Genomic DNA, 25,634 nt, shown 5'->3' on the forward strand with positions numbered 1-25,634 from the left:
TTGAGGTGAATTTATGACTTCATTAGTGGAGATCAGTCATGAAGATAAGGGAATTGCCCTCGTGACTTTGAACCGGCCGGATGCTGCTAATGCTCTATCCACGGAACTTCTTCATTGCTTAGTCGAAGGGCTGTATGAATTGAAAAGAGATTCAAATTTACGAACGGTCATTTTAACGGGAGCAGGTGAAAAGGCGTTTTGTGCAGGTGCGGATCTTAAGGAACGAGCAGGTATGAATGATGATAAAGTCAGGGAGACAGTCAAGTTGATTGGTGACACGATTACGGCTGTAGAAAACCTTCCAGTTCCAGTCATCGCCGCGATTAACGGTTCGGCTTTTGGCGGAGGGCTGGAGTTGGCACTCGCATGTGACATACGCATCGCATCGGAAACGGCTAAGGTTGGACTGACAGAAACATCTTTAGGCATCATCCCAGGCGCCGGTGGTACTCAGCGTCTGCCGCGGATAGTCGGGATGCCGACAGCGAAGGAACTGATTTATACGGCAAGGAGGTTGGATGCAAAAACCGCACATGACTTGAAAATCATCAGTCATGTATATTCACCCCAACATTTACTTGAGGAAGCGAAAAAATTGGCTGGGGAAATTGCGGTCAATGCCCCATTAGCACTCAGGGCTGCAAAAGCGGCGATCAATCAAGGGGCTGAGACTAATTTGAAAACAGGATTGCAAATTGAAAAAGACTGCTATCAGACAACTTTAAAAACCCGTGACCGACTGGAGGGTCTGTCAGCATTCAAGGAAAAGCGCAAACCGGTTTTTAAGGGCCAATGATTTCAATTGAAGGAGGAACAGGGATGGTAACGACGGATAAACTAACCGAAACGGTTGAAACGATTAAAAAAGGCGGTTTAGAAAAATATCATCAAAAAAACGCTGAAAAAGGAAAGCTTTTCGTACGTGAACGGCTCGAGCTGCTTTTCGATGAAGGGGTTGAAATAGAGGACGCTTTCTTTGCTAATTGTGCCAGTGATGGATTGCCTGCTGATGGTGTAGTTACAGGCATCGGGAAAATCAATGGTCAAAGGGTCTGTGTCATGGCCAATGATTCGACTGTAAAAGCTGGTTCCTGGGGAGCAAGGACCGTCGAGAAAATCATTCGCATTCAGGAAACAGCTGAAAAGCTGCAGTTGCCCCTTCTTTATTTAGTCGATTCTGCCGGGGCACGAATTACGGATCAAGTTGAAATGTTTCCGGGACGCCGCGGAGCAGGACGAATCTTTTACAATCAAGTGAAGTTATCAGGAAAAGTCCCGCAAATTTGTCTATTGTTCGGTCCGTCTGCCGCAGGAGGGGCATATATCCCAGCTTTTTGTGATATTGTCGTAATGGTCGATGGCAATGCTTCCATGTATTTAGGTTCGCCGAGAATGGCAGAAATGGTCATTGGCGAAAAAGTAAGCGAAGAGGAAATGGGCGGGGCGAAAATGCATTGTTCTGTGTCAGGATGCGGGGATGTGCTTGTCAAGTCGGAGGAAGAATCCATCGCGTTTGCGCGCAGATACTTAAGCTATTTTCCAGGAAATTATCAAGAAAGACCTAAAAGCGTAAAACCTGAGCTGCCTGCGGATTTCGAAAAAACATTGGAAGAACTGATTCCCAAAAATCAGAATGCACCCTTTAATATGTATGACCTGATCGATAGGGTTATAGACAGGCAATCGTTTTGTGAAATCAAGAAACTATTTGCACCCGAATTGATTACTGGGCTTGCAAGGCTTAATGGACAAACGATAGGGATCATAGCCAATCAGCCGCGTGTCAAGGGCGGCGTCCTGTTCCATGATTCAGCTGATAAGGCAGCCAAGTTCATCAATTTATGTGATGCTTTCCATATTCCGCTGTTGTTCCTGGTGGATATTCCAGGATTCATGATTGGTACGAAGGTCGAACAGGCAGGAATTATTCGCCATGGTGCGAAAATGATTTCGGCCATGAGTGAAGCCACCGTTCCCAAGATTTCTGTCATTGTCCGTAAGGCTTATGGTGCGGGACTATACGCGATGGCTGGTCCCGCTTTTGAACCTGACTGCGTTCTTGCCTTACCGACGGCATTGATTGCTGTCATGGGGGCAGAGGCTGCGGTCAATGCAGTCTATGCCAATAAAATAAATGCGATGGAACCAGAAGAGCGCCCAGCATTCATCGAACAGAAGCGCAATGAGTATAATGAAGATATCGATATCTACCGCTTAGCCTCCGAAATGATTGTTGATGGCATCATCCAGCCAAATGACTTGCGAGATGAATTGAGTGCCAGATTTGAAGCGTATAGCAGTAAACAATTGACATTTACCGATCGTAAACATGGGGTCTATCCCGTTTAAAGAATACAATTAACAAGCCCGGTCATCATGACCGGGCTATTGATCATGTAAGAAAATAAATGATTTTTTGAATAATTAGAAAATTTTTCTGATTTTGAGTTGCTAAATTACACAAGGAATAGTACTATAATTAGTAATTAATGATTTACTAATTACTTAATCCCATACTTAGTGAAAGAAAGTGAGAGTTGCCATGGTTCAGCAGGAAAAAAAGAAATATATTACTCCAGATGGATACACAGCAGATATTGCGATCTTTACGATTACAGCGAAGAAAACGGCAGAGAAAGCCCCGCCTGAAATGTTTTTGAAGCTATTATTAATCAAACGTGCCACAAAAGATAAGGAAGGAAGCCCCAATGTTGAAGGAGATAAATGGGCCTTACCTGGAGGCTTTGTCAATGCTGGCGAAACTGCTTATGAAGCAGCCAAAAGAGAATTGAAAGAAGAAACGGGTGTAGCTGGATTCCATGTCAAGCATTTCGGGGTTTATGACCAGCCGGGACGCGATCCCAGGGGATGGATCATCTCCAATGCCTTTTATGCAATTGTCCAGGAAGAGTTTCTTCATCAAAGAAAAGCGAATGACGATGCAGCCGAAGTTGAATTGTTCACGATTCAGGAAGCCTTACAATTAGATCTTGCATTCGATCATTATACAATTATAAACGATGCTATGAATTTAATGAAAAAAGAAATGGTGCAAACGACGATAGCCCAAAATTTCCTGCCGGATGAATTTACGCTTTCTGAACTGCAACGGGTTTTGCTGACTGCCAGAGATGATGCGAAAATCAGCGCAGACTCACTTTTTTATGCAAAAGCGCCGAAACTCCCGTTTTTGGAGAAAGTCTTGGATGAAAAAGGAATGCAGAAGAAAACGAAACGTAATTCTTATCGGCCTTCACAGCTTTACCGATTTAATGCAGAGGTTGTCATGGACTCTATTTACTACTGAGGGGGAATCGTGCCATGGGAAAAAAGGCATTGATCAATATAGATTATACGTATGACTTCGTGGCAGACGGGGGTTCATTGACCTGCGGGAAGCCAGGCCAGGATATCGAAAAGACACTTGTCAGTATAACCAAGGATTTTATCAAACAAGGTGAATACACGGTATTCGCGATTGATTTACATGTAGAAGGAGACCGCTTACATCCCGAATCGAATTTGTTTCCACCGCATAATATTAGCGGTACAATGGGTAGAGACCTCTACGGGGCGTTAAAAGAGGAATATGAAACAAATAAAAATCAAAAGAATGTTCATTATATAGATAAAACACGTTATTCGGCCTTTGCAGGAACGGACCTTGATATTCGCCTGCGGGAACGCCACATTACCGATGTATATTTGGTCGGGGTTTGTACAGATATCTGTATTTTGCATACGGCAATCGACGCTTATAATCTAGGCTATAAAATCTTTGTATATGAAAATGCTGTGGCCTCGTTCAATGATGCCGGTCACCATTGGGCGCTTGGACATTTTAAAGGATCTCTTGGAGCAACCATTCTATAATATCCATAAACGCAACAGAATAGAAGGGAAGCGAATGCTTCTCTTTTGGGAGGAACTATCCATGGAAAAAAAGTACAATGACGACAGTTACGCATTACACACTGATTTATACCAAATCAATATGGCCCAAACTTATTGGCAGGACAAAACACATAATCGAAAGGCAGTTTTCGAAATATTTTTCAGAAAGCTTCCATTTAACAGCGGATATGCGATTTTTGCGGGACTTGAAAAAATTGTCCATTACCTTCAAAACTTTTCCTTCTCGGAAAGTGATATCGACTATTTAAAAAATGATCTGCACTATGATGAAGAATTTTTGAACTATTTGCGTAACATCCGTTTCACGGGAGCCATACGCTGCATGAAAGAGGGAGAGCTTGTCTTCGGCAATGAACCGATTTTACGGGTGGAGGCACCGCTTGGTGAGGCTCAACTCATTGAAACTGCGCTGCTTAATATTGTGAACTTTCACACACTCGTGGCAACAAAAGCTTCGCGCATCAAGCAGGTCATCGGTGAAGAATCTGCCCTTGAATTCGGTTCAAGGCGGGCACAAGAAATGGATGCTGCAATTTGGGGAGCGAGAGCGGCCTATATTGCTGGCTTTGATTCCACCAGTAATGTACGTGCTGGCAAGCTGTTCGGCATTCCGGTTTCAGGGACTCATGCACATTCCATGATCCAAGCTTATAAAGATGAATATACCGCTTTTCATAAATATGCTGTTTCCCATAAAGACTGTGTATTCTTGGTTGATACTTATGATACATTGCGCTCTGGCATCCCGAATGCAATCCGTGTTGCCAAGGAACTGGGCGATAAAATCAATTTCATTGGCGTCCGTCTTGACAGCGGTGATTTAGCTTACTTATCAAAAGAAGCACGACGTATGCTTGATGCTGCAGGATTCCATGATGCGAAGATCGTCGCTTCCAATGACTTGGATGAATATACGATCATCAACTTGAAACAACAAGGAGCAAGAATTGACATTTGGGGCATCGGAACCAAATTGATTACGGCTTATGATCAGCCAGCTCTCGGTGCCGTTTATAAAATGGTTTCAATAGAGGGCGAAGATGGGAATATGAGAGATACCATCAAAATTTCTTCTAACCCTGAAAAGGTTACGACACCTGGTTTAAAACGAGTTTATCGCATCATCAATAAAGTGAACCATCATGCTGAAGGTGATTATTTGGCGATGGAATATGAGAAGCCGCAGGAACAGGAAAAATTAAAAATGTTTCATCCTGTCCATACCTTCCTAAGTAAATTCGTCACGGATTTCGATGCGGTTGATCTGCATGTGGATATTTTCAAGGATGGAAGTTTGATTTATGAATTGCCAACCATAGATGAAATCAAGGCATTCACGCAAAAAAATCTCCAAGTATTATGGCCGGAGTACCTGCGTGCACTTAATCCTGAAGAATACCCGGTAGATCTAAGCCAGGATTGTTGGGATAATAAAATGAGGAATATAGATGAAGTTAAAGCCAATGTAGAAAGAATGCTTACGAAATGACAATCCTATTTTATTAGAAAGCGGGGCTTTGCCAATGCGTCCATTACAAAAAGAAATCGTAAAAAAATTACTTGTCCAACCAACGATCGACCCTGAAGTTGAATTCAGGAAAAGTGTTGATCTATTAAAAGGGTATATGAAGAAAAATACGTTTCTGAAAAGCTTTGTACTTGGAATATCTGGAGGGCAAGATTCAACACTGGCGGGGTATATTGCCCAAACCGCTGTCAACGAATTGAACGAAGAAACGAATGGCAACGACTATAAGTTTGTTGCTGTAAGCTTGCCATATGGAGTGCAGGCTGATGAAGATGACAGGCAGCTTGCATTAAAATTCATCAAGCCAAGCCAAACGGTTACAGTCAACATCAAGGAAGCGGTGGATGCATCAGTAAAAGCTGTGGAAGAAGCAGTTTCTGAAAAGCTAACGAATTTCTTAAGGGGAAATGTTAAAGCACGTGAGCGAATGAAGGTACAATATGATTTAGCCGGACTTTATAAAGGCGTCGTGCTGGGTACGGACCATGCAGCAGAAGCGATCACAGGTTTCTTTACGAAACATGGTGACGGCGCAGCGGATATCATTCCATTATACCGTTTAAATAAAAGGCAAGGAAAAGAAATCCTGAAATTCGTCGGTGCACCTGAGCGTCTTTATAAGAAAATACCAACGGCCGATTTGGAAGATGACAAACCGTTACTTCCTGATGAAGCGGCTTTAGGCGTTAGCTACGATGAAATCGATGATTACCTTGAAGGCAAGGAAATCAGAACGGAAGCTGCTGAAATCATCGAAGGTTGGTATACTAAAACCGAACATAAACGTAATGAAGCCATTAACGTTTATGATACTTGGTGGAAATAAGAAGCTGATAAGTTATCCCGCATCACATAAGATGCGGGTTTTTTGGCAAGACATTACAAGCACCTTGGCCAACACATCAGTAATGATAATTTTACCGCAAAGGGGAAAACGAAATGTCGACTCTACATATGGATATATCCAGGAATATTGAAGAAACGAGCAAGGAAGTTGAATTCTCGGGTGTAATTGGTGTGAAAGCGGGAGATGACCTGATCCATAGTTCAGCACATGGCTATTCCAATCGAGCGGATGAAATCATGAATACGACCGAAACAAGGTTCGGAATTGCTTCCGGGTGTAAACTGTTTACGGCAATATCCATTTGCCAGTTAATACAAAAAGGGACACTTAGGTTTAATACCAAGTTGAAAGACTGTCTTCCGAACGTGTTTCCTGATTTCAACCAAAATATAACCATACATCACCTCTTAACACACTCTTCAGGCATTCCTGATTACTTTGATGAAGAAGTGATGGATGATTTTGAAGAGCTTTGGCAGAAAAATCCGATGTACCATATAAAAAGATTAAAAGATTTCCTGCCAATGTTTCAAGAAGAGCTGATGATGTTCGAACCTGGGGAAAGATTTCATTACAATAATGCAGGCTATATTATATTAGGGTTGATTGTTGAGGAACTAACCGGACTTGAATTTACTGAATATATCGACAAGAAGATCTTTCTGCCTTGTGAAATGAAAGATTCCGGATATTTTTCCATGGATCAGCTACCTAAAAATACTGCATTAGGGTACATTGACGAAGAAAATGGAGCATGGAGAACAAATGTTTATTCCCTTCCGATCAAAGGCGGTGCGGATGGAGGGGCGTATATTACAACATCGGATATGTTCAGATTTTGGGAAGGGTTATTTTCGAATCAGTTACTGAATCAAGCGTATACCAATCTTTTATTGAAGCCCCATATTGCTATGGAAGATGAAGGGGAATACTACGGATATGGCATATGGATAAGTAAAAAAAATGAAGCGATTTTCAAATATCATCTTATGGGGTATGACCCGGGTGTAAGTTTCAATTCAGCGGTATATCCGGCGAGTCGATTGAAAACCGTCATTACTTCAAATGAAAACACGGGACCATACCATATTGCTTACGCGATTGAGAAAGAACTATGAACAAAGGGAACCTTTCTGCTTGTGAAGGGTCCCTTTGTTTATAGTCAATGTGAATTCTTTCATGGAGAACCTGTTTTAGAATTAAGAAAGGGACGAATTCGCATTCAATTGCTCGATTGTTTCCAGAAATTCAGGATTTTCTAGTGAAGATACTTCAACTGTACCTTTATTTAAGACGCGGCGCATTACTTTCCATTTCTTGTATTAGGTAGATCTTTAAGTTCAAGGCTTTTCCAAACAAAGAATTTGTATATTTAGATATCTTGAAGTAGAGTATATTTAATAAACATTATTTTAACCGGTATTTTCCGATGGAGGTTCTTTTTACTTTATGAAGGCAAGATATGAACTCGCGAATATGAACTTAACAGTAAGCAATGTGACTTTACGTAATGCGGCGGATAGTTATGTCCTCTTGAAAGCTGCAGATGATCAAAATAATGAAATCACGATAAAGCTTTCCCACGAGCAAGCGGAATTTCTGGAAGCGGAATTAAGGGAAGTGAATCGCCGCCGCAGGGAAAATAGTCCTGATATATCCGGGTATGACCAGGAACGTATTAATGACGACGATTCTTTCAATCTGTTCAGCATTGATTTATTCAATGAAAGTGAACCGAAGTAATTGAGAGTATATATTACCCCGAATCAAATTTTCTTCTCTGTAACCTTCCTTCGGGTTTAAGATGATGCTACAGAGATTTTATCATTCCCGCCAATACAAAATCCGAATTTAAAGTTATTGAAAGGCCATTAGGAATGTTTTGAGCAAGGTGACCTATCGTTACCTTTATTTTGATGGCTTGAAAAAATTCTTCACCAAAAGGAAAATGGATGATAGTACAGCAAAAACCATGAAAAATACGATGAACCCCCAAAGGCCTACCGCCGCATCCTGAAACTCCATATTCCCCCTGCTGGTAAGGGCTTGCTGTATTTCAATGGCAAATACTAAAACAACCATGACGGTAAAGGTATAAAGGAAAGAGAGTATCGTTATCCCAAAACGCATCCGGGAAATTAAATTAGATAAAAATAACACGAACAAAAATATGATGATACCGATGATCCCCATTATCCAAAAATGCAAATCTTTGTCCGTTGCATTTGAATTTAATGTGTCACTCACAAAGAATAGGATGAAATCGTGAAGATTATTGACGATTTCAGCTAATATCTGGATGATTTCTTTCATTTTTCACACCTCCAATCCTTAGATTATAGCAGGTTATAAATCTATATAGAAGAGGGCGTTGCCAGACTGACCTTCGATGGAAGTAATATGAAATCATAGACATGTTAAGAGAAGTATATCCCGGGTAACGTAAAAAAACATAAGGAAATGAATTGGGAAGTCAGGAAATGCAACGTCAGTTTACTAAGATTATAGTTAATAGATCAACCAAAATACATAAAAAAAATAAAGTATAAGCGATTCAGGGAAAGTATGTGTGTCTATTTCCAATGTTTTAATGCCTTTAGCGATCTTAACCATGGTTTGTTGTTTGGATCGGTTTCTTTATTATAATGCTAGTAAAAAATATCTTTACTTAATGCTTTCATGGTTGGAGGAAAAAAGAATGAATGATGTACATGATCATGTGTTAACGGTAATTGATTTTATGAAAACCGGTCACAAAACTTGCTTTGTGAAAGTCATCGGTTTTGATGGTGAAAACGGACAGGCTTTTGAAGGCGAAGTTAAGTTTGTCGGTGATTTGCCTTTTGGAGATTTGATACATCCTGAGCGGTCACATCTATCTTCGACTTGCAGGGAGTTTGTTCGGGATGATTTGTTGCACAGATACAATTTAGGGCAGTTTGAATGAATTGGGGCAATACTTTAGGGAATACATTCTGCCCACTTGTTTAAAATTGGTAAAATGCAGGGTATAAAGAATATGGTATGTAGGAACTTTTTTATGCCAATCTTCACTTTTAACTGACAAAATAGCATATTTCTCCCTATTTAACTCTCGGACTTTAATCCTTATAATATTAAATAGGAAAATATGACATTTAGTGTAGGATTATACTGTTTCTGAGGTGAGTTTCATGGTTTATGCAGATATTTTGAGTAATATAAACTCTGCTATCTCCAGTAAAAAAGCTGATTTGAATGTGAAAATTGAACGTTTAGAAAATGCGAAGAACGATATTATAAAAGAGCAGAGCATGTGTCTGAACGAGATTAGGAAAATAAAAGACCCTGGGCTAGGTGGCAGCTGGACAGGGAATCGCTCGGATCAATTTCAGGAAGCCCGTCATGATGCCTATAATGTGATGTTCAGTATCATTCATGACGATTATGACGATTACCAATGGAAAATCGAGGCAATGATTACAAAGCTGAATGCCGAAAATACGCTTCTGAGCATAGCGGGGAATATAGCCCAAGAAGCCGACTCCCTTTTGAGCAAAGGCGAAGAGGCATTTGAGCAGCTGGAAAGTAAAATAACAGATTTAAAAAGGCGGTTGTTTTAATGACGACAATCAAACTGAATCATCCTGCCGTAACGAAGCAAGTCGATCAGGTGAAGACGGCACTTGGTACAGTCACGCTTGGAAATTTGCCTGCAGGCGAGCTTGGCAGCAATAAATTGGAATTCACCTCGAAATGGATCGACCGGGAAATAAACCTGGAGAAGGTCTTCGAGCAATATATCAAAATCGTCCAGAAAAACGTGGAAGATACCCGTGCCAACATTGACTTATTAAAAGAACAGGATGAAGCCATCGCCCATACGTCTTCACATGGGTATCCTATGCGATGAAAATATATGAAGCCAAGACATTAACGGCTGCAACCAAGTCGCGCGCCAAGCAATATGAAGAACTAAAGAAGGAAGTCGCAGCCCTGAAAAAGGAATTTCAGGGCATCGTCGGCTTGGACAACGAGTTTCAAGGGGCCGGTGCCACTGCCATCAAAAGCTTCTATGAAGCGCAAATCGAGGTGGCGGACGCCTGGATGGAGCTATTCACGACCCAGATCAGTTTTTTGGAAGGCATTCCGGCCAGCCTGGAAGAGGCGGACCTCTCCGGAAATACGGTGGTCGAGGTTCCCTTTTTAGATGGGGAAGTGTCGAACGGCATCAGCCAAGCGAAGTCGCTTGTCGATGAACAAGCGAACGATCTCCAAAGGATCCTCGACAGCATTGACGATATCCTGCCTCTTGATAGGTTCGACCAAAAGGACTTTAATGAAAAAATCACGCTGGCCGGACAAAGGCTGGATGATACCGTGACAAAGGTCGAGAATGTCGACCGGCAATTGGTCGAGGAATATGATGTGTCCGTCGGGCAGGAAAACGTTGCCGTTGGCCTCTTCCGCGCCTTGCTTGATGCCACCAAACAGGACGGCAACGTTTCGCCGATGACGTTCAACCAATCGGCATTCAAGAATAGTGACGTCTATCAAGTGAAGGATGAGGTCGCCGGTCAGATGAAAGACTATCAGACCTTCAAAAAGCAGCAAGCCGAAGCCAGGAAAATCGAACAAGAAATGGAAGAACTCGAAAACCGCCCATGGTACGAAAAAGCCTGGGATACGACAAAAACCTTTACAGGGGAATTCACGGGATATTATGATTCTATCAGGGCCTCAACCGGAGTCGATCCAGTAACCGGCCGCAAGCTGTCCGATGCGGAACGAATCGCCGCCGGCGCCATGGCCGCCGCTGGATTCATCCCCGTCGTCGGCTGGGCCGGCCGGGCCATCAAGGGTGGCAGCGCCATCTACAAGACCGCCAAAGGACTCAACGCAGCGGACCACGCGCTCGATGCCTATAAAACGACAAAAGGCTTTAGCCTCCTCCAGAAAACCGAATACGGAATATACGGACTCCTCGCAGCCAACGGACTTGGTGAAGCAGCAACAGGCAAAGACATGTTCGGCAACCAGCTGACCGAGGAACAGCGCCAGAATGGGCTGTTGATGGCACTCGGAATCGGCGGTGTGGCAGGCGCAGCCAAAGTCGCCGATAAAGTGGCGAGTGGTACAAAGTTCGTCCCTTACAGCAAGGAATTTGCGCAAAAGCAGCTTCAGAAGGCTCAAGCTACAATAACAGACATAGCGAGATCAGGAAAAACCACTTTAAAAAATATAGGTGAAGAACTAAGTAAAAAAGAAATTCCTAAACATATAAGTGTGGAACAAGTTTCCCTCGCAGGAGGACCACCCCTTCGCCAAGTTATGATGGAAAAGCAGACAATTAAGGAAGCCTATCAGAAATTTACGGTGAAGGATAGTAAAGTCGAGGGTGTTTCAGGGGAGAGTATTCCTAAGGGTACGGGTAAAGTGTATCCAACTAGACAAATAGATCCCGTAGCAGAAGCACATATAATTGATAGAGTGAAAGAACTAAGAGGGAATTTAACAAGTAGGTATAAGAAATCTGGTAATTTTGCTGTAGCAGAAGTGGATGTCAGTGGGATAAATAAATCTGAATTTTATGCTCAAAGTAGCATAAATGAACTTAAAGGTAGTCTTGAGGATATGGTACCTGATATTTCTTTACAACCTGAAAATCCAATGTTTAAAGCTACGGAAGCAGTTGGTAAAGAGGGAGAGAGTTACTTAAGGAATACAGATACGGAGTATAAAATACTAAATGACATTGCTTATAGGCTTGGAGAGAATACACAAGCTACAGGGAAAATTAAGTTATTTACAGAATTGGATACTTGCGACAGTTGCAATAAAGTCATATCAGAGTTTGCTGCTAAATATAAAAATATTGAATTAGAAGTCATACACAACGATGGTAATAGAATTATTCCTTAATCTTAATTTGTTTGGAGGGGAAAACTAATGAAAGACTGGAAGTATAATGAATTATTTGATGCAATTCAGGAGACATATGAAGAGTTGTTAGATGAAGATAGGGGATATAGGTATGCTATAGCAAAACTAGCTGATGAATTTGATAAATTAGGCAAGATAGAAGATGTTATTGTTGATACAGCAATTGGAGAAATTGCAATTGGCCATGAAAAAGTTTTTGTTGGGCGCATTGAAGGTATTACTAAAAGATTAAGTATGTTTAACCCACAAGAAGCAAAAGCTGACTTAACATTAGAAGAGGTACAAGACTTATCAAAACGAATTAATAAAGTAATAGAGGGACTAAGAAATGCAGAGGTTGATTATAATTCCTCAGCAGAATAGCATTATGAAAGAAAAATAAATAAATGTAGTGTTAACCTTGGGTGGCTAAAGCCATTCAAGGGTTTTTTAAAATCGGCTAGGAACATTAATTTCACCTATTAGCTCAATTCTAATAATGTTAGGATTGAACCCCGGAACCTTATCCAGCTGAAATAACATTTACATTCCCTTTTCTAAAACAGATGAGGTGAAAATTACTCTAGTTTAAAGGAGACTCTAAGCGGCCCGCTAGTTTTAGAATAAATTATAAGATTGATAATAGTCGTTGGGAGAGAAGAATTTTTGAAAATAGATCAGGAGGTAGGTAAGTATGAATGAAATTAAACTTAATAGTATTTATCAACAAATAGCTCAAACTATTAATGAAACTATACCAGAGGAATGGTCAAAGGTATTAATGTACGGTGAAATTGCTGAAGGTACCGGTACTGCATTCTTTTTTTATTATACTCCTAAAAGTGAAGTGCCTATTTATAGTCATGATATACCTGAAATATATAGTTTTAATGAAGAAGAATACGATAAATTATGGTATCAATTATTAGATGAATTAAAACTATTGTCAGATGAATTTAAAAATAATAATCAAGAACAATGGACCAATTTAACTTTCACTTTAGAAAGTACAGGGAAATTTAAAGTTGACTATGATTATGAAGATCTATCAGATGCAGATGATCATGAAAGAAGGGTTATTTGGGAATATACTCGTTTGGGCCTTTTACCTGACTCTGATTATGATAAGAGTATTTCAGAAGAATACCTTAAGAAAGAATGATATAGGGCAAGAAAAGCCTGTTCGAAAGACCTTAACGTAAAAGTTAAGGTCTTTTCATTGTATAGAATATGTATCATCTTAGTTATATCGGTTACCTCAGAAAAAAGGCCGTCAGGTCAAGAAAAACTTTCTTTAGAAAATATATGGATTTACTGACCTCAGGCAAGGTGCCTTGAATATAGTAGCGAGTGGTACAAAGTTCGTCCCTTACACTAAGGAATTTGCGCAAGGGCAGGTTCATAAGGTTCAAGCTACAATAACAGACATAGCGAGATCAGGAAAAACCACGTTAAAAAATATAGGTGAAGAAATAGGTAAAAAAGAAATCCCTAAACGGGTAAGTATGGAACAAGTATCCCTCGAAGGAGGACAACCCCTTCGCCAAGTTATGATGGAAAAGCAGACAATTAAGGAAGCCTATCAGAAATTTACGGTGAAGGATAGCAAAGTAGAGGGAGTTTCAGGGGAGAGTATTTCTAAGGGTATAGATAATGTTAGATATGGTGAACAATACACGAAAGTAAATCGTAAGAAGACCTTAAAACCCAATGTAGAATATACAACAAAAGAAGGATATAAATATACCACTGATGATAACGGGCGTATTGCAATTGCTGAAGCTAAATTAGAATTTGGTAAAGCAAAACAAAATCCTTATGCCCAAAGAAAGGTTGGAGGAGGCGATAGACTATCAAACGATGATGGTGGACATTTAATTGCAAGTATCTTTAAAGGTTCTGGTGAAATAGATAACTTAGTACCCATGAATGCTACTTTAAATAGGAGTGAATATAAGACTCTAGAGAATACATGGAAGAAGGCTTTAGTAGAGGGGAAAGAAGTAACCACTAAAGTAAAACCCATATATGAGGCACAATCAGCTAGACCAAGTGAGTTTAAAATCAACTATGTAATAGATGGTAAAAAATATTCAGATAGATTAACTAATTATTTAGGAGGTAAGTAGATGGAAAGCAAAATAATGGAGCAGACATATCAACAAATTGCGAATACATTAATTAATATAATTCCAGAGGATTGGAAACAAATCTTTTTATACGCTGAATTTAGAGAAGGTTATAAAAAAGTTTTTTTCTATTATTACCCTAAAACTGGAGGGGAACCAGTATATAGTCTGGATATAACAGATTTATTTAATGTTGATGAGGAAGAGTTTGATGGGCTTGATGATGATTTGTATAATTGTTTTTCGAAATTGCGTGAAGAATTTAAGGAGCAAGGACAGGAACTATGGACAAACCTAACTTTCATTTTAGATAGCACAGGAAAAATGAAAATAAATTATGGGTATGAGGATATTTCAGAACTTAGCCCTGTAGAAAAACAAGATAAATGGGAAGCTGAATATCTAAAGTAAAACATAATATAGAATGAAACCTCTTGATTGGCTAAATACCTTTCAAGGTTTCTTCTTTTGAGGGCTACCTAATGCCGAAAAAATAGTCCCCCAAGCTCTTATTCTGGGGGAACATTAAACGCACTTCAATATTCTTCTAAAATCCGCTAAAAATATTGATTCCTGCGGGCGGATCCAATTATATACTTAGTAAATTCCCACCGAATCAAATCCGGCAGCAGCTGCAGCCTCTTCCTTGCTACCTTCACCATAAATATCAATTGCAGACTGAACAATAGCCTTACGAGCGTCACTAAAATCGGAATTTGGCGTTAAATAAATGCTTATTGCACGATAGTAGATTTGTCCTAACTTGTGCCTTCCAATTTCTTGACCAATCAAGTATGCAGCGTGGTTTGTAATCGAGGAGTTAACATGGACACCGCCGCCATCTACCGAAGTTGGCATGTGATAAAATTCATCCATATGAGCCGGATAGACTCCACTGCCATATGCAGCTCTTTCCGCATTACTTACTACAACACTGTTTGGATTACTCAAGCTGCGCAATCTCGTTACACCGTCAGCTTTAGCAGCTGGTGCCATAATATCCTCACCCATTTCCCAATCATCGTCGTCAACAAGTGCACCAAAGACGTCAGCAAATGATTCGTTTAGTGCTCCAGATTGATTGCGGTAAACTAAATTTGCTGTATGAGTGATGACGCCATGAGTCATTTCGTGAGCAGCAACGTCAAGACCGGCTGATAGTGAAATAAAGAACTCACCGTCACCATCCCCATAGGTCATCCAACGCCCATTCCAGGATGCATTGTTGTAATTATTGCCATAGTGGACCTTGGAAATGATTGCCATTCCTTCACCGTCAAGAGAATTTCGGTCATGCTCATTAAGGTAATAATCATATACCTTTTCCGAATTATAGTGTGCATCGACAAGAGCCCGATCATAGTCGCTGATAAATGCAGCAGAATTCCCCACATAGAGAGTATCATTACTGGAACTATTATCATTTTTAGCATCAAACGTAAGTATTCCATCAAGACCATTATGAGAGTAATCAGCTAACGCAAACTGAGTTCCAGATTTAGGTTCCTTCACTTGGGTAATATGTAATTCCCTGTGAGCACCATGTACCCCTTTTCCAGCACCTTTTTGTGTTTTCATTTCATCAGCATGCATTAAACCATTATACTTATCGATGATTTCTCCCGTGTTTGCATCCACAAAGACAAACCAGTTGCCAGGCTCATCCCCCATGAAGTTAACATTCACTTTATAAGCTGTATGATTCTCTCCTTCAAAAGGATAGACTACAAGCTCAGAAGTTGGCTCATACGTTAGCTCTTCAGGGGCATTGACAGATGATAGTGCCTGATTTAGTGCTGCATCACTGCTTAAGGAGGCAGTCGTGTACACCGCATCATCGGCAATCGTCTGATTTACTCTTCCGTTGACGGATACGACTTCATTATTCTTGTTAAAATGAACAATAACTTCGGTTCCTTCTACGTTCACTCCATTTATTGATTGATTAAAGCGAACGTGGGTCATACCGAGTTTATCTTTTTGTGAATCTTTTACTTTTAGGTTTTTATCTGGATTTTTAATTCCGGTTTTACCTTCGTTTTTCTTTAAATAATTTAGTGCATTGGAAGGGTTGCTAGAAGAGAATTTCTCAGCAAATCGCTCCTTCACAAAAACAGGAACGCTTGCCTTCTCATTCCACTTTTTAGAAGCTTGTACACTACTAGCCACCTTCGAATCAACCGGCTTCGCAAATACATTACCGGCTGGGATAGAACCTACCAACAACGCTGACGATAGAACTGCAGGAACAATAAACTTTTTCTTCAATATCGATACCCCCCAATTTTTTCTATCTGCTTTATTATAGATTAATAAAAGTTAATTCACATGAATAATTAGAATTATTAGAATTTTATAAAAACAATCAAAAAACCCAGATGCTATCTTGTGGTAGGTATAATTTACCACCTGATATTGTGATGAAATTAAAAATAATTCTAAATTTATTGGATTTTCTATACTTTTTTTGTAGTTAATTTAAACTAATTATAAAAAGGAGGATCTTAGCTAGTTAATGAATATCCATTATAATAGGTATAATGATAGTCGGTTTGACACGGAAACTTTGCGGGCATGATGCACGGCCATGCCGTCAGGTTTTAGGAGAGTTAGCTACCTTTGGGTCAGTCCCAAGAAAAGAAGTGCCAGGCACCTTCCAATTTAGTTGATTTTCTTCAAAAAATAAGAGTATTCGAAATGAAACTCGAATACTCTTATTTTATCGAATGGAGAATAAGTAATAATCGCCCACACTTCTTAATTTCGCGTGTCTGCTGAACTCCAAAAAGTTTTTACTTATAACGATCAAGTACCTTGGTTTTCGGTGACATTATTAGTAAATGATACAGAAAGGTTAAATGTACATTTTGATTATACAAATTGGCTTGAAAGTGAATTTGGTCCAACAGCTAGAATTAAGTATTTTGAATATAAATATATAAGCGACAACAAAGAACAGCTAGATTTAGATTTAATAGAGAGAATGAAAGAATTTGAAGAAAATTAAACAAAAAGCACCTGATTGCCATTTAGGCACAGGTGTTTTTTGTTTTTCTAAGAAGAAATTCAAGTATAAACCACATTAAAGCAGGAATTCTTATTTAAAGAATTCCTGCTTTGCATACTATTTGTTAAGAAAGGATTTTTCGAAAAATTCGAGAAGATGCTCTAGAGTGATTGGGTCACTGTAGGTGGAAGCTTTACTATTTATTTCAAATATACGATCGTTTTTAACGGCAGGTATATTTTTCCATGTGTCAGTCTCCACGAATGAATTAACCACATCCGGGTTTTTACTAAAGATAATATAATCTCCAGTATACTCAGGAAGCACTTCCGGTGAAAGGACATAAATGCCGGGTTTAAGTGCTTTTTCTTTTACTTTTTCAGGCATTTTCAAATCCATTGCTTGATACAATATTTCTGTCCCACGCGCATAATTATTTCCGAATACATAAAACTCTTTAGCATCATTTTCAATGACAGAAACGGTTGTTGCATCTTCACCAATTTTTGCACGTATCGCTTTTCCTGCGGATTCTGCACGCGTTTTGAAATCATTAACCCATTCTTTTGCTTCCTTTTCTTTATTTAATAGTTTTCCGATTTCAATCTGCTGTGATAAATAATCTAATTTTCCCCAAGTGAATACTACAGTTGGAGCAATTTCATTTAGCTTTGCAATATTTTTCATCTCGGATCCCGCTATGATTAGGTCCGGTTCCAGTTCAATGATTTTCTCCAGGTTATCTTCTGATACGACTTCGACACCCTTTAGTCTTTCTTGAAAAAGGGGATTCATATTAGTCCATTGATCTATCCCGACCACATTACCTTCTAAAGCCAATACATTAGGTCCATTGGAGAGAGCAATTATTCTTTTTGGGTTTTTAGGAATCTCAATAGGGCCAGTTTCTGATTGATACGTAACTGTTTCTTTTTTTGTCTTGGATTCATTATCTTCGTTCGATGTCTCTTTGTTCCCACAAGCACTAAGAATAAATACAAACAAGAGCAGGAAGGGGATGAATAGCTTTTTCATTCTGATTTTCTCCTTACTAATTATAGTGTAGGTTAAAAACATATCAAAAAAATGCACGTAATTAATAATGATATTCATTTTCAATGACTACATCAACATATTAATAGGAATGATAATCATTGTCAATAATTTTCGGAAGATTGCCAAACTCCGTGAACCAAACTGTCAATCTACTTGTAGAAATATGTTTGAGGCTGGTTGGAGAAAAGCTATACACTAATGAAGGAGTAGGGTACTCATATATTAATGAAGGAAAAAACTATCCGGTAGTTGGTCTAAAGGTAGCCAAGGAGGAGAGGCAAGGTAAGGTCAGGAATTTTTGATAGATCAGAACCATTTTCAATTGGCATACCAGAAGGATATGATGGGTACGCTAATTTGGAAATCCCTGCTTATCCAAGCGACAAAGACCGAACAAGCCTTTTCAGAAGAAAAGCTAAAAAAATTGGCTTATTTTCTCATTCTTTCGTTAGTGCAAACCTTTGTTTCTCATTTACATGATGATAATCATCATACCTTTCCTAAAACGGCTTCTTCACTTTTTAATATAGCGAAATTGTTTATCAAGGATCATCCAATACAACCTTTAAAAACTTACTGATGTAGCGAGTCATTTGCATATGTTTGGTTGGCACTTGTTCTAATATTAGTCTTGGAATCAGGTGTAAGTTACTCGGAGTTTGTTCAAAATGAGAGAATACAGAGAACTGCGACCTTACTCAAAACAACAGATTTATCCATTAAAGATATTTCGGAAGAAGGCAGTACTTACCATTTTTTATTTTTTGAGCCACTAACCTGTATAAGCGCCTGTATCTGAAATGTTTAGTTATGAAAGATATTTATTCCTTTCTGTACTATAGTTATAGTTCCAAATTTGAGTTCAAATATATATGACATTTCTTTTAATATCTCATAATATAATTATGTAAATAGAAAGGGGATGCAAAATTGGCAAAAGAGTTCAACTATTCTATTCCTGACCCTTCACTGGACAAAATGGCAACACCGTTAACAGTTGGAAATATGAAAATTGAAGCATACATCCCCGGAGAAACCCAACATGGCTGCCAAAGTATAATTTATTATTTGGTGATATGATTTTCTTGCTGGAACAAAAGAAATCAGGAATCATCTATGAAGCAAACAAGGAAGCATGGCCAAATACGATGAAGAATTTCATATATGTATATAAAAGATTCGAAAATCACCTCATACTTATGAAATTGTGCAGAATCATGGAAAATCAATTAATCTGCATTCACTTCTAAACTTTTAGCAACTTGTCCACACCTTCCACCAGTCCAAGCATATACAATAGTAAGGAGGGTGTTAGGATGGAGATGAATTGTTGTTTTGAGGAAAAATGTTTTGTGGACAATGATCCCAGTACAGTATGGTTTCCTGGGAAACATTGTAAATGTAAATGCAAATGCAAAAAGGACAAGCGCCGTAAACATTAAGTGAATGAAGCAACTGTAAAAGTTGTTCAACAGAGGCAGTCCTTGTGGCTGCCTTTTTTATTTGGACATGCAGGTATGGATTAGAATGGGGTGTATGAGTGAAAATATAAAGATGAAAAAAACACTCCAACATGATGGCTAAATAATGATATTTTGCACGATAAGTAAATTTATTAAGGAAAATTTTGTAGCCTTAAAATAAAGATTGATTAAAATAAGTTTTAAGCTTATTTAATAGCAAATGTAAAAACCCCATTTTGAAAAAGGATTGATTCAAAAATGGAGTATCACTTTTTACCTAAGTATAAGATTTTTATAAGTTTGATTAAATGTCCTTATTCCCCTAAAGCACATGTTTGTTTTAGTGCATTTATTCACAAACCCCCTTTAATTGAAGGATAATTTAATGAAGGTGTATTCTATATTAAATTACAGTCTAACCTTAACCTCAGTACCGTCCTTAGCTTTGACATCTACTAGCACGATCCCTTTATAATTTTGTAGTTCCTTGACGATAGGCTTTAGCGTTTTTTTGTCTATTAGCGGAAAGGTAAAGTCCAGTTTTTTCCTTTCGAAGTGCTCTTTTATCCATTTGTTTGCATTTTGCTGAAAAAATTTTGAAGACAAAATTGAAATAACAATGTTTAAAAAAGCATATGGAACTGGGATGGAAAACCGAACGTCTTTTGCTTTCACTTTTACATGCATCATAAGCAAATCACTAATCAATGATGACCGAAACGGTATCCCCGTTTGCCGATTTAATATCAACTATCTGGCCATCTAATTCGTTTTCGATTGCTTCAATAATAAGGTTTATGTTTATATCTTTAACGTATTTTTCCGATTGAGGAATACTAGCTGCGATGCTGTGTCCAGCCATTAATACGACCTTGACGAGTTTTATAGGCAAATTGACCGTGACGTTATCATTTTCGGATGATACAACACGAATTTTTAATGTTTTATCTAAATATTTAGTCGGTTTTTCAAGAAGCTTATTACCTGTTTCTTCTTTCTCTTTTAATACTTGAATCAGTTCTGATCCCTTATCTGCATCAATCTTCCCTTCTTGAACCATTGTTAACACTCTTGTAATTTCCTCTTTCATGAAAAATGCCTCCTTATTCCTCTTTTAAGAGCTTAATAGCTTCTTCTGGTGTGATTTCGCCATTTTCCAACATGGTGACAACTTTTTTCTCGTCTACTTCATTTTTCTTCTTCTGCACATATCCAAGGGATGAAATGATGTCTGTTAGCTTGCCTCGAACCGTTGGATATGAAATCCCCATTTCCTTTTCAACTTCCTTGATATTCCCTCTGCATGTTAAAAATACTTCCACAAAATGAAGCTGATCCTTTGATAAAGATGCCAGCTTAGATAATTCAAACTCATTTTCAATCGTGGTGTGACAATGAGAGCACTGTAACTTTGTAATTTTCAATGTTTCACTGCAAACAGGACAATTTGTGATTACTTTATAAGCCATAATGAAATTCCTTTCTTTTGTGTGATTCGATTATACAACAAGGAATTGAAAATATAAATAATTAATTTTAGATTTTTAATTTAAAAAATCAATAATATTAATTTGCTGTTTAATATTATTGATTAACCGTGTCCGTTATTCATTTAAGTATTATATTAACCTTAGTGGTGAATTGTAGGCATTCCTCTTGGTGAAATCCCCAGTTACATATTGAGCACGATTACTTAGACTATGAAATGCTGATAAATAATCCCTGGATATTCGATATTAATATTCCACCTGAGGATGATTCAGCAGTCGTAGCATTGATGTATTATTAAATGATTTAGAACTTGAAAATTACTTCGTCATATTTAGTTAATAGGCGCTATTTTTGAATGAAAATTAGATTTTTAAACGACTTTAATGTTATATTTTTTAAGTACAGTGAAGGATACTATTTCGAAAATTATTCGACTATATTTTAATCCCGTCCTAAATTTTTGAACGGGGTCTTCTTAGCCTGTTTTTCCTGTATAATAATACTATATTTTACATTCAGGAGGGAATATTAATGGACCACGTCAGCAATTTAATAGGGCTTTTTGCAATCATACCGATTTTGTTTTATCTGGGACTTATTGTTTTAAGTGTTTATTTCATAATTAAGGTAATAAAATTCATCAATACAAAGACAAGATTAGATCAAGAAAGAAATGAAAAGCTGGATGAATTGATAAAAGTTATTGACAAAGAAAAAGAAAATCAAAATTAGCCTCTATAAAATAAAAGCACAGCCCCATTAAGGGTTGTGCTTTTGTTGTTTTACAAGAATTGTATGGATGATGAATTCATAATAGGTCCACTTAAAAGGGCGTTTTTTTTGTAACCCGTCAAGGGGGGGTGTACAAGCATTTCCTAATAAGTGCCATAACATATTAGGAGGTGATAAAATTGCCAGTTAAATTAGAAACTTTATTGAATCGTTCGGAAAAGAATATGGGCAGCGGAATTCATCCAGTCGTAAAAGAATCAGCATTGGAAATGGTTAAACAGGCATACGAAGAGGGCATTTTTGTCCAAATCAGTGAAGGTTATCGGTCTATGGAAGAGCAAGCAAAGCTATATGGTCAAGGACGCCTGGGTTATATCTACGATGGAAAAAACTATAGTGATTTATCGAAACCGAGAGTGACCAATGCGATGCCAGGTCAATCTTATCATAACTATGGACTAGCCATTGACTATTTCATAGTCAGCGATGATGGAAAGAATGCCATTTGGACAATTGATGCAAAATGGAAACGGGTAGCGGCCATTGGTAAATCCATGGGCTTTGCATGGGGCGGGGATTGGTCAAACTTTAAAGATTATCCGCACTTGGATATGACGGACGGACTAACTTATTCTCAGTTAAAAGCGGGCACAAAGCCTAAACTGATATCAAAAGTGAATGGAACCACTCCACCAGCAACACAAGTCGAATCGGATGTCATTGTAAAAGATACGCCCGCAAAGGATAGCGGCAATCAGACTATCAAGTCCATCCAAAGGACATTAAATAGCCGGTATAATGCAAAGATAGATGTGGATGGTTATTATGGTCCTAATACTAAAAAAGCTTTGATAAAGGGTTTCCAAACCGAATTGAATAAACAATATGGTGCAAAGATTAATGTTGATGGAATATGGGGACCCCAAACAAAAGCGGCTTCACCTAATGTTAGGGAAGGGGCGAAAGGGAATATCACCTATATTCTTCAAGCTGCACTTTATTTGGAAGGGCAAAATCCACATGGCATAGATGGTATCTTTGGAAAAGGAACGGAAATAGCGGTTAAGGCATTTCAAAGGGCCAAGGGAATACCTGCAGACGGTATTGCAGGTAAAAATACCTTTGCAAAACTATTGGGATAATATATGAAAATAAAACGATAATGCTTAAATGAAATTGGCTTAGAAAAAAAGCCCTAATAATGAGGGCTTTTTTTGTTTGAATAAAAAATGGTTTTATAATAGCAGTTTTTTTAAAAGTGAATATCCCAATCGTTCAAGAAACGTAGTATAAGAAATGTAAGAATACATACTGGGACAAGAAATGTGACCGCATTTACGATATGGAAGTACTTCAATGTGGGATGCTTTATACCTTTGACTTTAATCACTAAATAAAAGAATGATAAGGTTGCGATAATTGGGCATAGCAAACCAAGATCTGTTAAAATCCTTGAAATTGGATTGTTCATGATACTAAGTCCAATAAGGAATGAAGCAAGGCAGATAATATTGATAACCGACAAAATGGTTGGTATTAATAATAAGTTCTTTTTTACTGTCTCCATACATTTCACCTCCAAAGTGATAATCCAATGTGTTATCTTATACTATCCACTGATTAGGTAGCAAGGCAAGGTTTAGGCTTTGTTAAAGTAAAGGTTTATTTACTGAGTGCAAAGAGAAAATATCCAAAAGTTGTCCTTTCACAAATATGAATTGTAATATTTTTCGAGCATTTATACTCATTTTTGTTCACTTAAAATTGACTGAAATATAATGGTCTTTTTAATTTCCCATCACATTTAGACAATAAAGTTAAAGGAGGACATAACTTTATTGGAGGAAAAATATGAAAAATATATGGAAAAAGCCAATTTTGCCTATCGCCTCTATTAGTCTAGCGTCATGGATGATTGTAAATGCGATTCCTGAAACTCCAGTTCAAGCAGAATTGAATGTTCAATCACAGGTGAAAATGAAAAGTCATGAGCTTCCACTGGGAACGTCTTATTTGCATGAGCGAAGAACTTCCATGAATCCAGCGCCTGGATTGACGTATACCAAAATCAATCGTGGTGAAACATCTTCTAAAGACTATTTCACAGTGGATGTGGCATTTGTAGAAACACAGAAGCAGGCAAAGATATTGTTGGGAGGTTTAAAGAGAGACGGTTTCAAAAATGCCCGCATTATAAGGGAACCGGATCGGGCCTTGGATGACCGGGAAAAAGGTCCACTTGGATACATTGTTCGCATCGGCCAATATCAGCAGGAAGCGGATGCAGCCGAAATGAGAAACAAGTTATCGGATAAGGGATATTCGGGTCTACGGACTGTTTATACGGGTGAAGACGGTGAGAAAACAACAGGACCTTGGGTAGTGAACGTACTTGAAGTGGATCAGGATCGATTTCAAGGGCATGTGGTGCCTGAATTAGCAAATGACGCAGTGATAGGAAAAGAAACATTGACCCAAATGGCTGATAGAAATGATGCCATTGCAGGAGTTAATGCTGGATACTTTGTTGTTGGAGCCAAGGATGGAACACCAGGCGATCTTGCCGGTATATTCGCCAGCAATGGTCAACTCGTCAGTGAAGCGATAAATGGCCGTTCAGCTCTGATTTTATCTTCTGTTGAAGAGAAGGCAAACATTGCATCTGTTTCCACGTCCATTCAGGCTACTTCATCTGATGGTGCGGTTAGGGAAGTGGATGGATTAAATCGTAAGCCGGGATTGATCCGCAATTGTGGCGGTGTTGGAGGAGATACGACAACAGAACGGCCGAAACATGATTATACTTGTATGGATGAAAGTGAGCTTATCCAATATACATCCGTATTTGGAGAAAAGACGGAATCGGGCGATGGTGTGGAAGTGGTAGTGAATCATGCCGGGGAAGTGGCGGAATTCCGTAACCATCGTGGGGGAATGATTCCAAGCAGCGGTTCTGTTCTTGCAGGAACGGGGGAAGCGGCAGAATGGCTTCGTGACCATGCCCAACAAGGGATGAAGATTCAGGTGAAAAGTGAAATCATCGGGGATGGAAAGCCATTAAAATTAGACCAAACCACTAGCATGATTAACGGAGGTCCTCGATTAATGGAAAACGGAGAAATTTCCATTAATGCCGTAGAGGAAGGATTTCACTGGGAAGAAGATCCTGGGTTTTATTATCGTTTTGGGGAACGTCGTAATCCGAGAACGCTTGCAGGAATAAAAGAGAATGGAAATCTATTATTTGTCACCATTGATGGGCGCGCACCCGGATGGAGTGTGGGGGCAAATTTTGAAGAAAGTGCAAAAGTCATGAAGTCATTAGGAGCCATAGATGCCATCAATCTTGACGGCGGCGGATCGACGACCATGACAGTTGGGGCTGATCGAGTCACAAGACCATCTGACGCAACAGGTGAACGCCCGATTGCCGACGGAATATTGTTAGTAAAATAATAGTTGAACATGTAAAGAAGATAAAGGGTAACTTCTTCATATATTCAGAGGATACCTTTAAGCAACGATAGTAGTTTTAGTTCAAACAGGCCGTCACGAATAAACTAAA

At 38.8% G+C, this 25,634-nt stretch carries 28 protein-coding genes; 21 read left to right on the forward strand and 7 right to left on the reverse strand.

Features of this window, described 5'->3' with window-relative positions; genetic code table 11:
• The first annotated feature begins 13 nt into the window (after window positions 1–13).
• The 8 genes from JNUCC41_RS20895 to JNUCC41_RS20930 all read left to right on the forward strand — a co-directional run bounded on the left by JNUCC41_RS20895 (window position 14) and on the right by JNUCC41_RS20930 (window position 8,033).
• A complete protein-coding gene (locus tag JNUCC41_RS20895; protein WP_192204656.1) occupies window positions 14–796 on the forward strand; it encodes an enoyl-CoA hydratase in 783 nt (260 codons plus the stop codon).
• A gap of 23 nt (window positions 797–819) precedes the next feature.
• Window positions 820–2,349 carry an acyl-CoA carboxylase subunit beta gene (locus JNUCC41_RS20900; protein WP_192204657.1) on the forward strand — a complete coding sequence of 510 codons (1,530 nt, stop codon included), beginning with the start codon at window positions 820–822 and terminating at the stop codon, window positions 2,347–2,349.
• Between the two features lie 193 nt (window positions 2,350–2,542).
• Entirely contained in the window at window positions 2,543–3,307 is a 765-nt protein-coding gene (locus JNUCC41_RS20905; protein WP_192204658.1) for an NUDIX domain-containing protein, read from the forward strand.
• A gap of 14 nt (window positions 3,308–3,321) precedes the next feature.
• Complete coding sequence (locus JNUCC41_RS20910) at window positions 3,322–3,873, forward strand: cysteine hydrolase family protein (RefSeq protein WP_192204659.1); 552 nt, start codon at window positions 3,322–3,324, stop codon at window positions 3,871–3,873.
• A gap of 61 nt (window positions 3,874–3,934) precedes the next feature.
• Complete coding sequence (locus JNUCC41_RS20915) at window positions 3,935–5,404, forward strand: nicotinate phosphoribosyltransferase (protein WP_192204660.1); 1,470 nt, start codon at window positions 3,935–3,937, stop codon at window positions 5,402–5,404.
• A 34-nt stretch (window positions 5,405–5,438) separates the two neighbouring features.
• Window positions 5,439–6,269 (forward strand): NAD(+) synthase, encoded by an 831-nt coding sequence (gene nadE, locus JNUCC41_RS20920; protein WP_192204661.1) that lies wholly within the window; start codon window positions 5,439–5,441, stop codon window positions 6,267–6,269.
• Between the two features lie 113 nt (window positions 6,270–6,382).
• Complete coding sequence (locus tag JNUCC41_RS20925) at window positions 6,383–7,408, forward strand: serine hydrolase domain-containing protein (protein WP_192204662.1); 1,026 nt, start codon at window positions 6,383–6,385, stop codon at window positions 7,406–7,408.
• Window positions 7,409–7,739: 331 nt separating this feature from the next.
• A complete protein-coding gene (locus JNUCC41_RS20930; RefSeq protein ID WP_192204663.1) occupies window positions 7,740–8,033 on the forward strand; it encodes a hypothetical protein in 294 nt (97 codons plus the stop codon).
• Between the two features lie 165 nt (window positions 8,034–8,198).
• On the opposite strand, the gene JNUCC41_RS20935 is transcribed toward JNUCC41_RS20930, so the two are convergent.
• On the reverse strand, window positions 8,199–8,603 hold the full coding sequence (locus JNUCC41_RS20935; RefSeq protein ID WP_192204664.1) for a hypothetical protein: 405 nt from the start codon (window positions 8,601–8,603) through the stop codon (window positions 8,199–8,201).
• 385 nt (window positions 8,604–8,988) lie between these two features.
• Between JNUCC41_RS20935 and JNUCC41_RS20940 the strand changes: the two genes are divergently transcribed.
• From JNUCC41_RS20940 to JNUCC41_RS20975, 8 genes are all read left to right on the forward strand, one after another.
• Complete coding sequence (locus tag JNUCC41_RS20940; RefSeq protein ID WP_192204665.1) at window positions 8,989–9,237, forward strand: hypothetical protein; 249 nt, start codon at window positions 8,989–8,991, stop codon at window positions 9,235–9,237.
• A gap of 226 nt (window positions 9,238–9,463) precedes the next feature.
• Complete coding sequence (locus JNUCC41_RS20945) at window positions 9,464–9,892, forward strand: YwqH-like family protein (protein WP_192204666.1); 429 nt, start codon at window positions 9,464–9,466, stop codon at window positions 9,890–9,892.
• Complete coding sequence (locus JNUCC41_RS20950; protein ID WP_192204667.1) at window positions 9,892–10,182, forward strand: YwqI/YxiC family protein; 291 nt, start codon at window positions 9,892–9,894, stop codon at window positions 10,180–10,182. Before JNUCC41_RS20945 ends, JNUCC41_RS20950 begins: the two co-directional genes overlap by 1 nt.
• The gene (locus JNUCC41_RS20955; RefSeq protein WP_192204668.1) at window positions 10,179–12,191 is read left to right on the forward strand and encodes a deaminase domain-containing protein; all 2,013 of its coding nucleotides are present in this window, start codon (window positions 10,179–10,181) and stop codon (window positions 12,189–12,191) included. Before JNUCC41_RS20950 ends, JNUCC41_RS20955 begins: the two co-directional genes overlap by 4 nt.
• Window positions 12,192–12,218: 27 nt before the next feature.
• Complete coding sequence (locus JNUCC41_RS20960; RefSeq protein ID WP_192204669.1) at window positions 12,219–12,575, forward strand: Imm3 family immunity protein; 357 nt, start codon at window positions 12,219–12,221, stop codon at window positions 12,573–12,575.
• A 310-nt stretch (window positions 12,576–12,885) separates the two neighbouring features.
• Window positions 12,886–13,353: an antitoxin YezG family protein gene (locus tag JNUCC41_RS20965; protein ID WP_192204670.1), complete on the forward strand. Its 468-nt coding sequence runs from the start codon at window positions 12,886–12,888 to the stop codon at window positions 13,351–13,353.
• 172 nt (window positions 13,354–13,525) lie between these two features.
• On the forward strand, window positions 13,526–14,320 hold the full coding sequence (locus JNUCC41_RS20970) for a DNA/RNA non-specific endonuclease (protein WP_228467397.1): 795 nt from the start codon (window positions 13,526–13,528) through the stop codon (window positions 14,318–14,320).
• Complete coding sequence (locus JNUCC41_RS20975; RefSeq protein WP_192204671.1) at window positions 14,321–14,731, forward strand: immunity protein YezG family protein; 411 nt, start codon at window positions 14,321–14,323, stop codon at window positions 14,729–14,731.
• A gap of 186 nt (window positions 14,732–14,917) precedes the next feature.
• On the opposite strand, the gene JNUCC41_RS20980 is transcribed toward JNUCC41_RS20975, so the two are convergent.
• Window positions 14,918–16,588 (reverse strand): M4 family metallopeptidase, encoded by a 1,671-nt coding sequence (locus JNUCC41_RS20980; protein WP_192204672.1) that lies wholly within the window; start codon window positions 16,586–16,588, stop codon window positions 14,918–14,920.
• Window positions 16,589–17,087: 499 nt separating this feature from the next.
• Between JNUCC41_RS20980 and JNUCC41_RS20985 the strand changes: the two genes are divergently transcribed.
• The gene (locus tag JNUCC41_RS20985) at window positions 17,088–17,327 is read left to right on the forward strand and encodes an immunity protein YezG family protein (protein ID WP_228467398.1); all 240 of its coding nucleotides are present in this window, start codon (window positions 17,088–17,090) and stop codon (window positions 17,325–17,327) included.
• 117 nt (window positions 17,328–17,444) lie between these two features.
• Here the strand turns inward: JNUCC41_RS20985 and JNUCC41_RS20990 are convergent, their stop codons facing one another.
• The gene (locus JNUCC41_RS20990; RefSeq protein ID WP_192204673.1) at window positions 17,445–18,362 is read right to left on the reverse strand and encodes an iron-hydroxamate ABC transporter substrate-binding protein; all 918 of its coding nucleotides are present in this window, start codon (window positions 18,360–18,362) and stop codon (window positions 17,445–17,447) included.
• 951 nt (window positions 18,363–19,313) lie between these two features.
• Between JNUCC41_RS20990 and JNUCC41_RS20995 the strand changes: the two genes are divergently transcribed.
• Complete coding sequence (locus tag JNUCC41_RS20995) at window positions 19,314–19,463, forward strand: MBL fold metallo-hydrolase (protein ID WP_192204674.1); 150 nt, start codon at window positions 19,314–19,316, stop codon at window positions 19,461–19,463.
• Between the two features lie 791 nt (window positions 19,464–20,254).
• On the opposite strand, the gene JNUCC41_RS21000 is transcribed toward JNUCC41_RS20995, so the two are convergent.
• Genes JNUCC41_RS21000 through JNUCC41_RS21010 form a run of 3 tightly spaced genes read right to left on the reverse strand, consistent with a single transcriptional unit; the run spans window position 20,255 to window position 21,315 of the window.
• Complete coding sequence (locus JNUCC41_RS21000; protein ID WP_192204675.1) at window positions 20,255–20,536, reverse strand: hypothetical protein; 282 nt, start codon at window positions 20,534–20,536, stop codon at window positions 20,255–20,257.
• 10 nt (window positions 20,537–20,546) lie between these two features.
• Window positions 20,547–20,936 carry an SHOCT-like domain-containing protein gene (locus JNUCC41_RS21005; RefSeq protein WP_192204676.1) on the reverse strand — a complete coding sequence of 130 codons (390 nt, stop codon included), beginning with the start codon at window positions 20,934–20,936 and terminating at the stop codon, window positions 20,547–20,549.
• A gap of 13 nt (window positions 20,937–20,949) precedes the next feature.
• The gene (locus JNUCC41_RS21010) at window positions 20,950–21,315 is read right to left on the reverse strand and encodes a DUF2089 domain-containing protein (protein ID WP_192204677.1); all 366 of its coding nucleotides are present in this window, start codon (window positions 21,313–21,315) and stop codon (window positions 20,950–20,952) included.
• A gap of 553 nt (window positions 21,316–21,868) precedes the next feature.
• On the opposite strand from JNUCC41_RS21010, the gene JNUCC41_RS21015 reads away from it, so the two are divergent.
• Both JNUCC41_RS21015 and JNUCC41_RS21020 read left to right on the forward strand, forming a co-directional pair.
• Window positions 21,869–22,069, forward strand: a complete 201-nt coding sequence (locus JNUCC41_RS21015) for a hypothetical protein (RefSeq protein ID WP_192204678.1) — start codon at window positions 21,869–21,871, stop codon at window positions 22,067–22,069.
• A 170-nt stretch (window positions 22,070–22,239) separates the two neighbouring features.
• Complete coding sequence (locus tag JNUCC41_RS21020; RefSeq protein WP_430624070.1) at window positions 22,240–23,211, forward strand: peptidoglycan-binding protein; 972 nt, start codon at window positions 22,240–22,242, stop codon at window positions 23,209–23,211.
• Between the two features lie 110 nt (window positions 23,212–23,321).
• Here JNUCC41_RS21020 and JNUCC41_RS21025 read toward each other — a convergent pair whose 3' ends face one another.
• Window positions 23,322–23,636 carry a hypothetical protein gene (locus JNUCC41_RS21025; RefSeq protein ID WP_192204680.1) on the reverse strand — a complete coding sequence of 105 codons (315 nt, stop codon included), beginning with the start codon at window positions 23,634–23,636 and terminating at the stop codon, window positions 23,322–23,324.
• Window positions 23,637–23,920: 284 nt separating this feature from the next.
• On the opposite strand from JNUCC41_RS21025, the gene JNUCC41_RS21030 reads away from it, so the two are divergent.
• A complete protein-coding gene (locus JNUCC41_RS21030; protein ID WP_192204681.1) occupies window positions 23,921–25,525 on the forward strand; it encodes a phosphodiester glycosidase family protein in 1,605 nt (534 codons plus the stop codon).
• Window positions 25,526–25,634 lie beyond the last annotated feature (109 nt).

This window comes from Brevibacillus sp. JNUCC-41 (assembly GCF_014844095.1).
Lineage (GTDB): Bacteria > Bacillota > Bacilli > Bacillales > DSM-1321 > Peribacillus > Peribacillus aracenensis.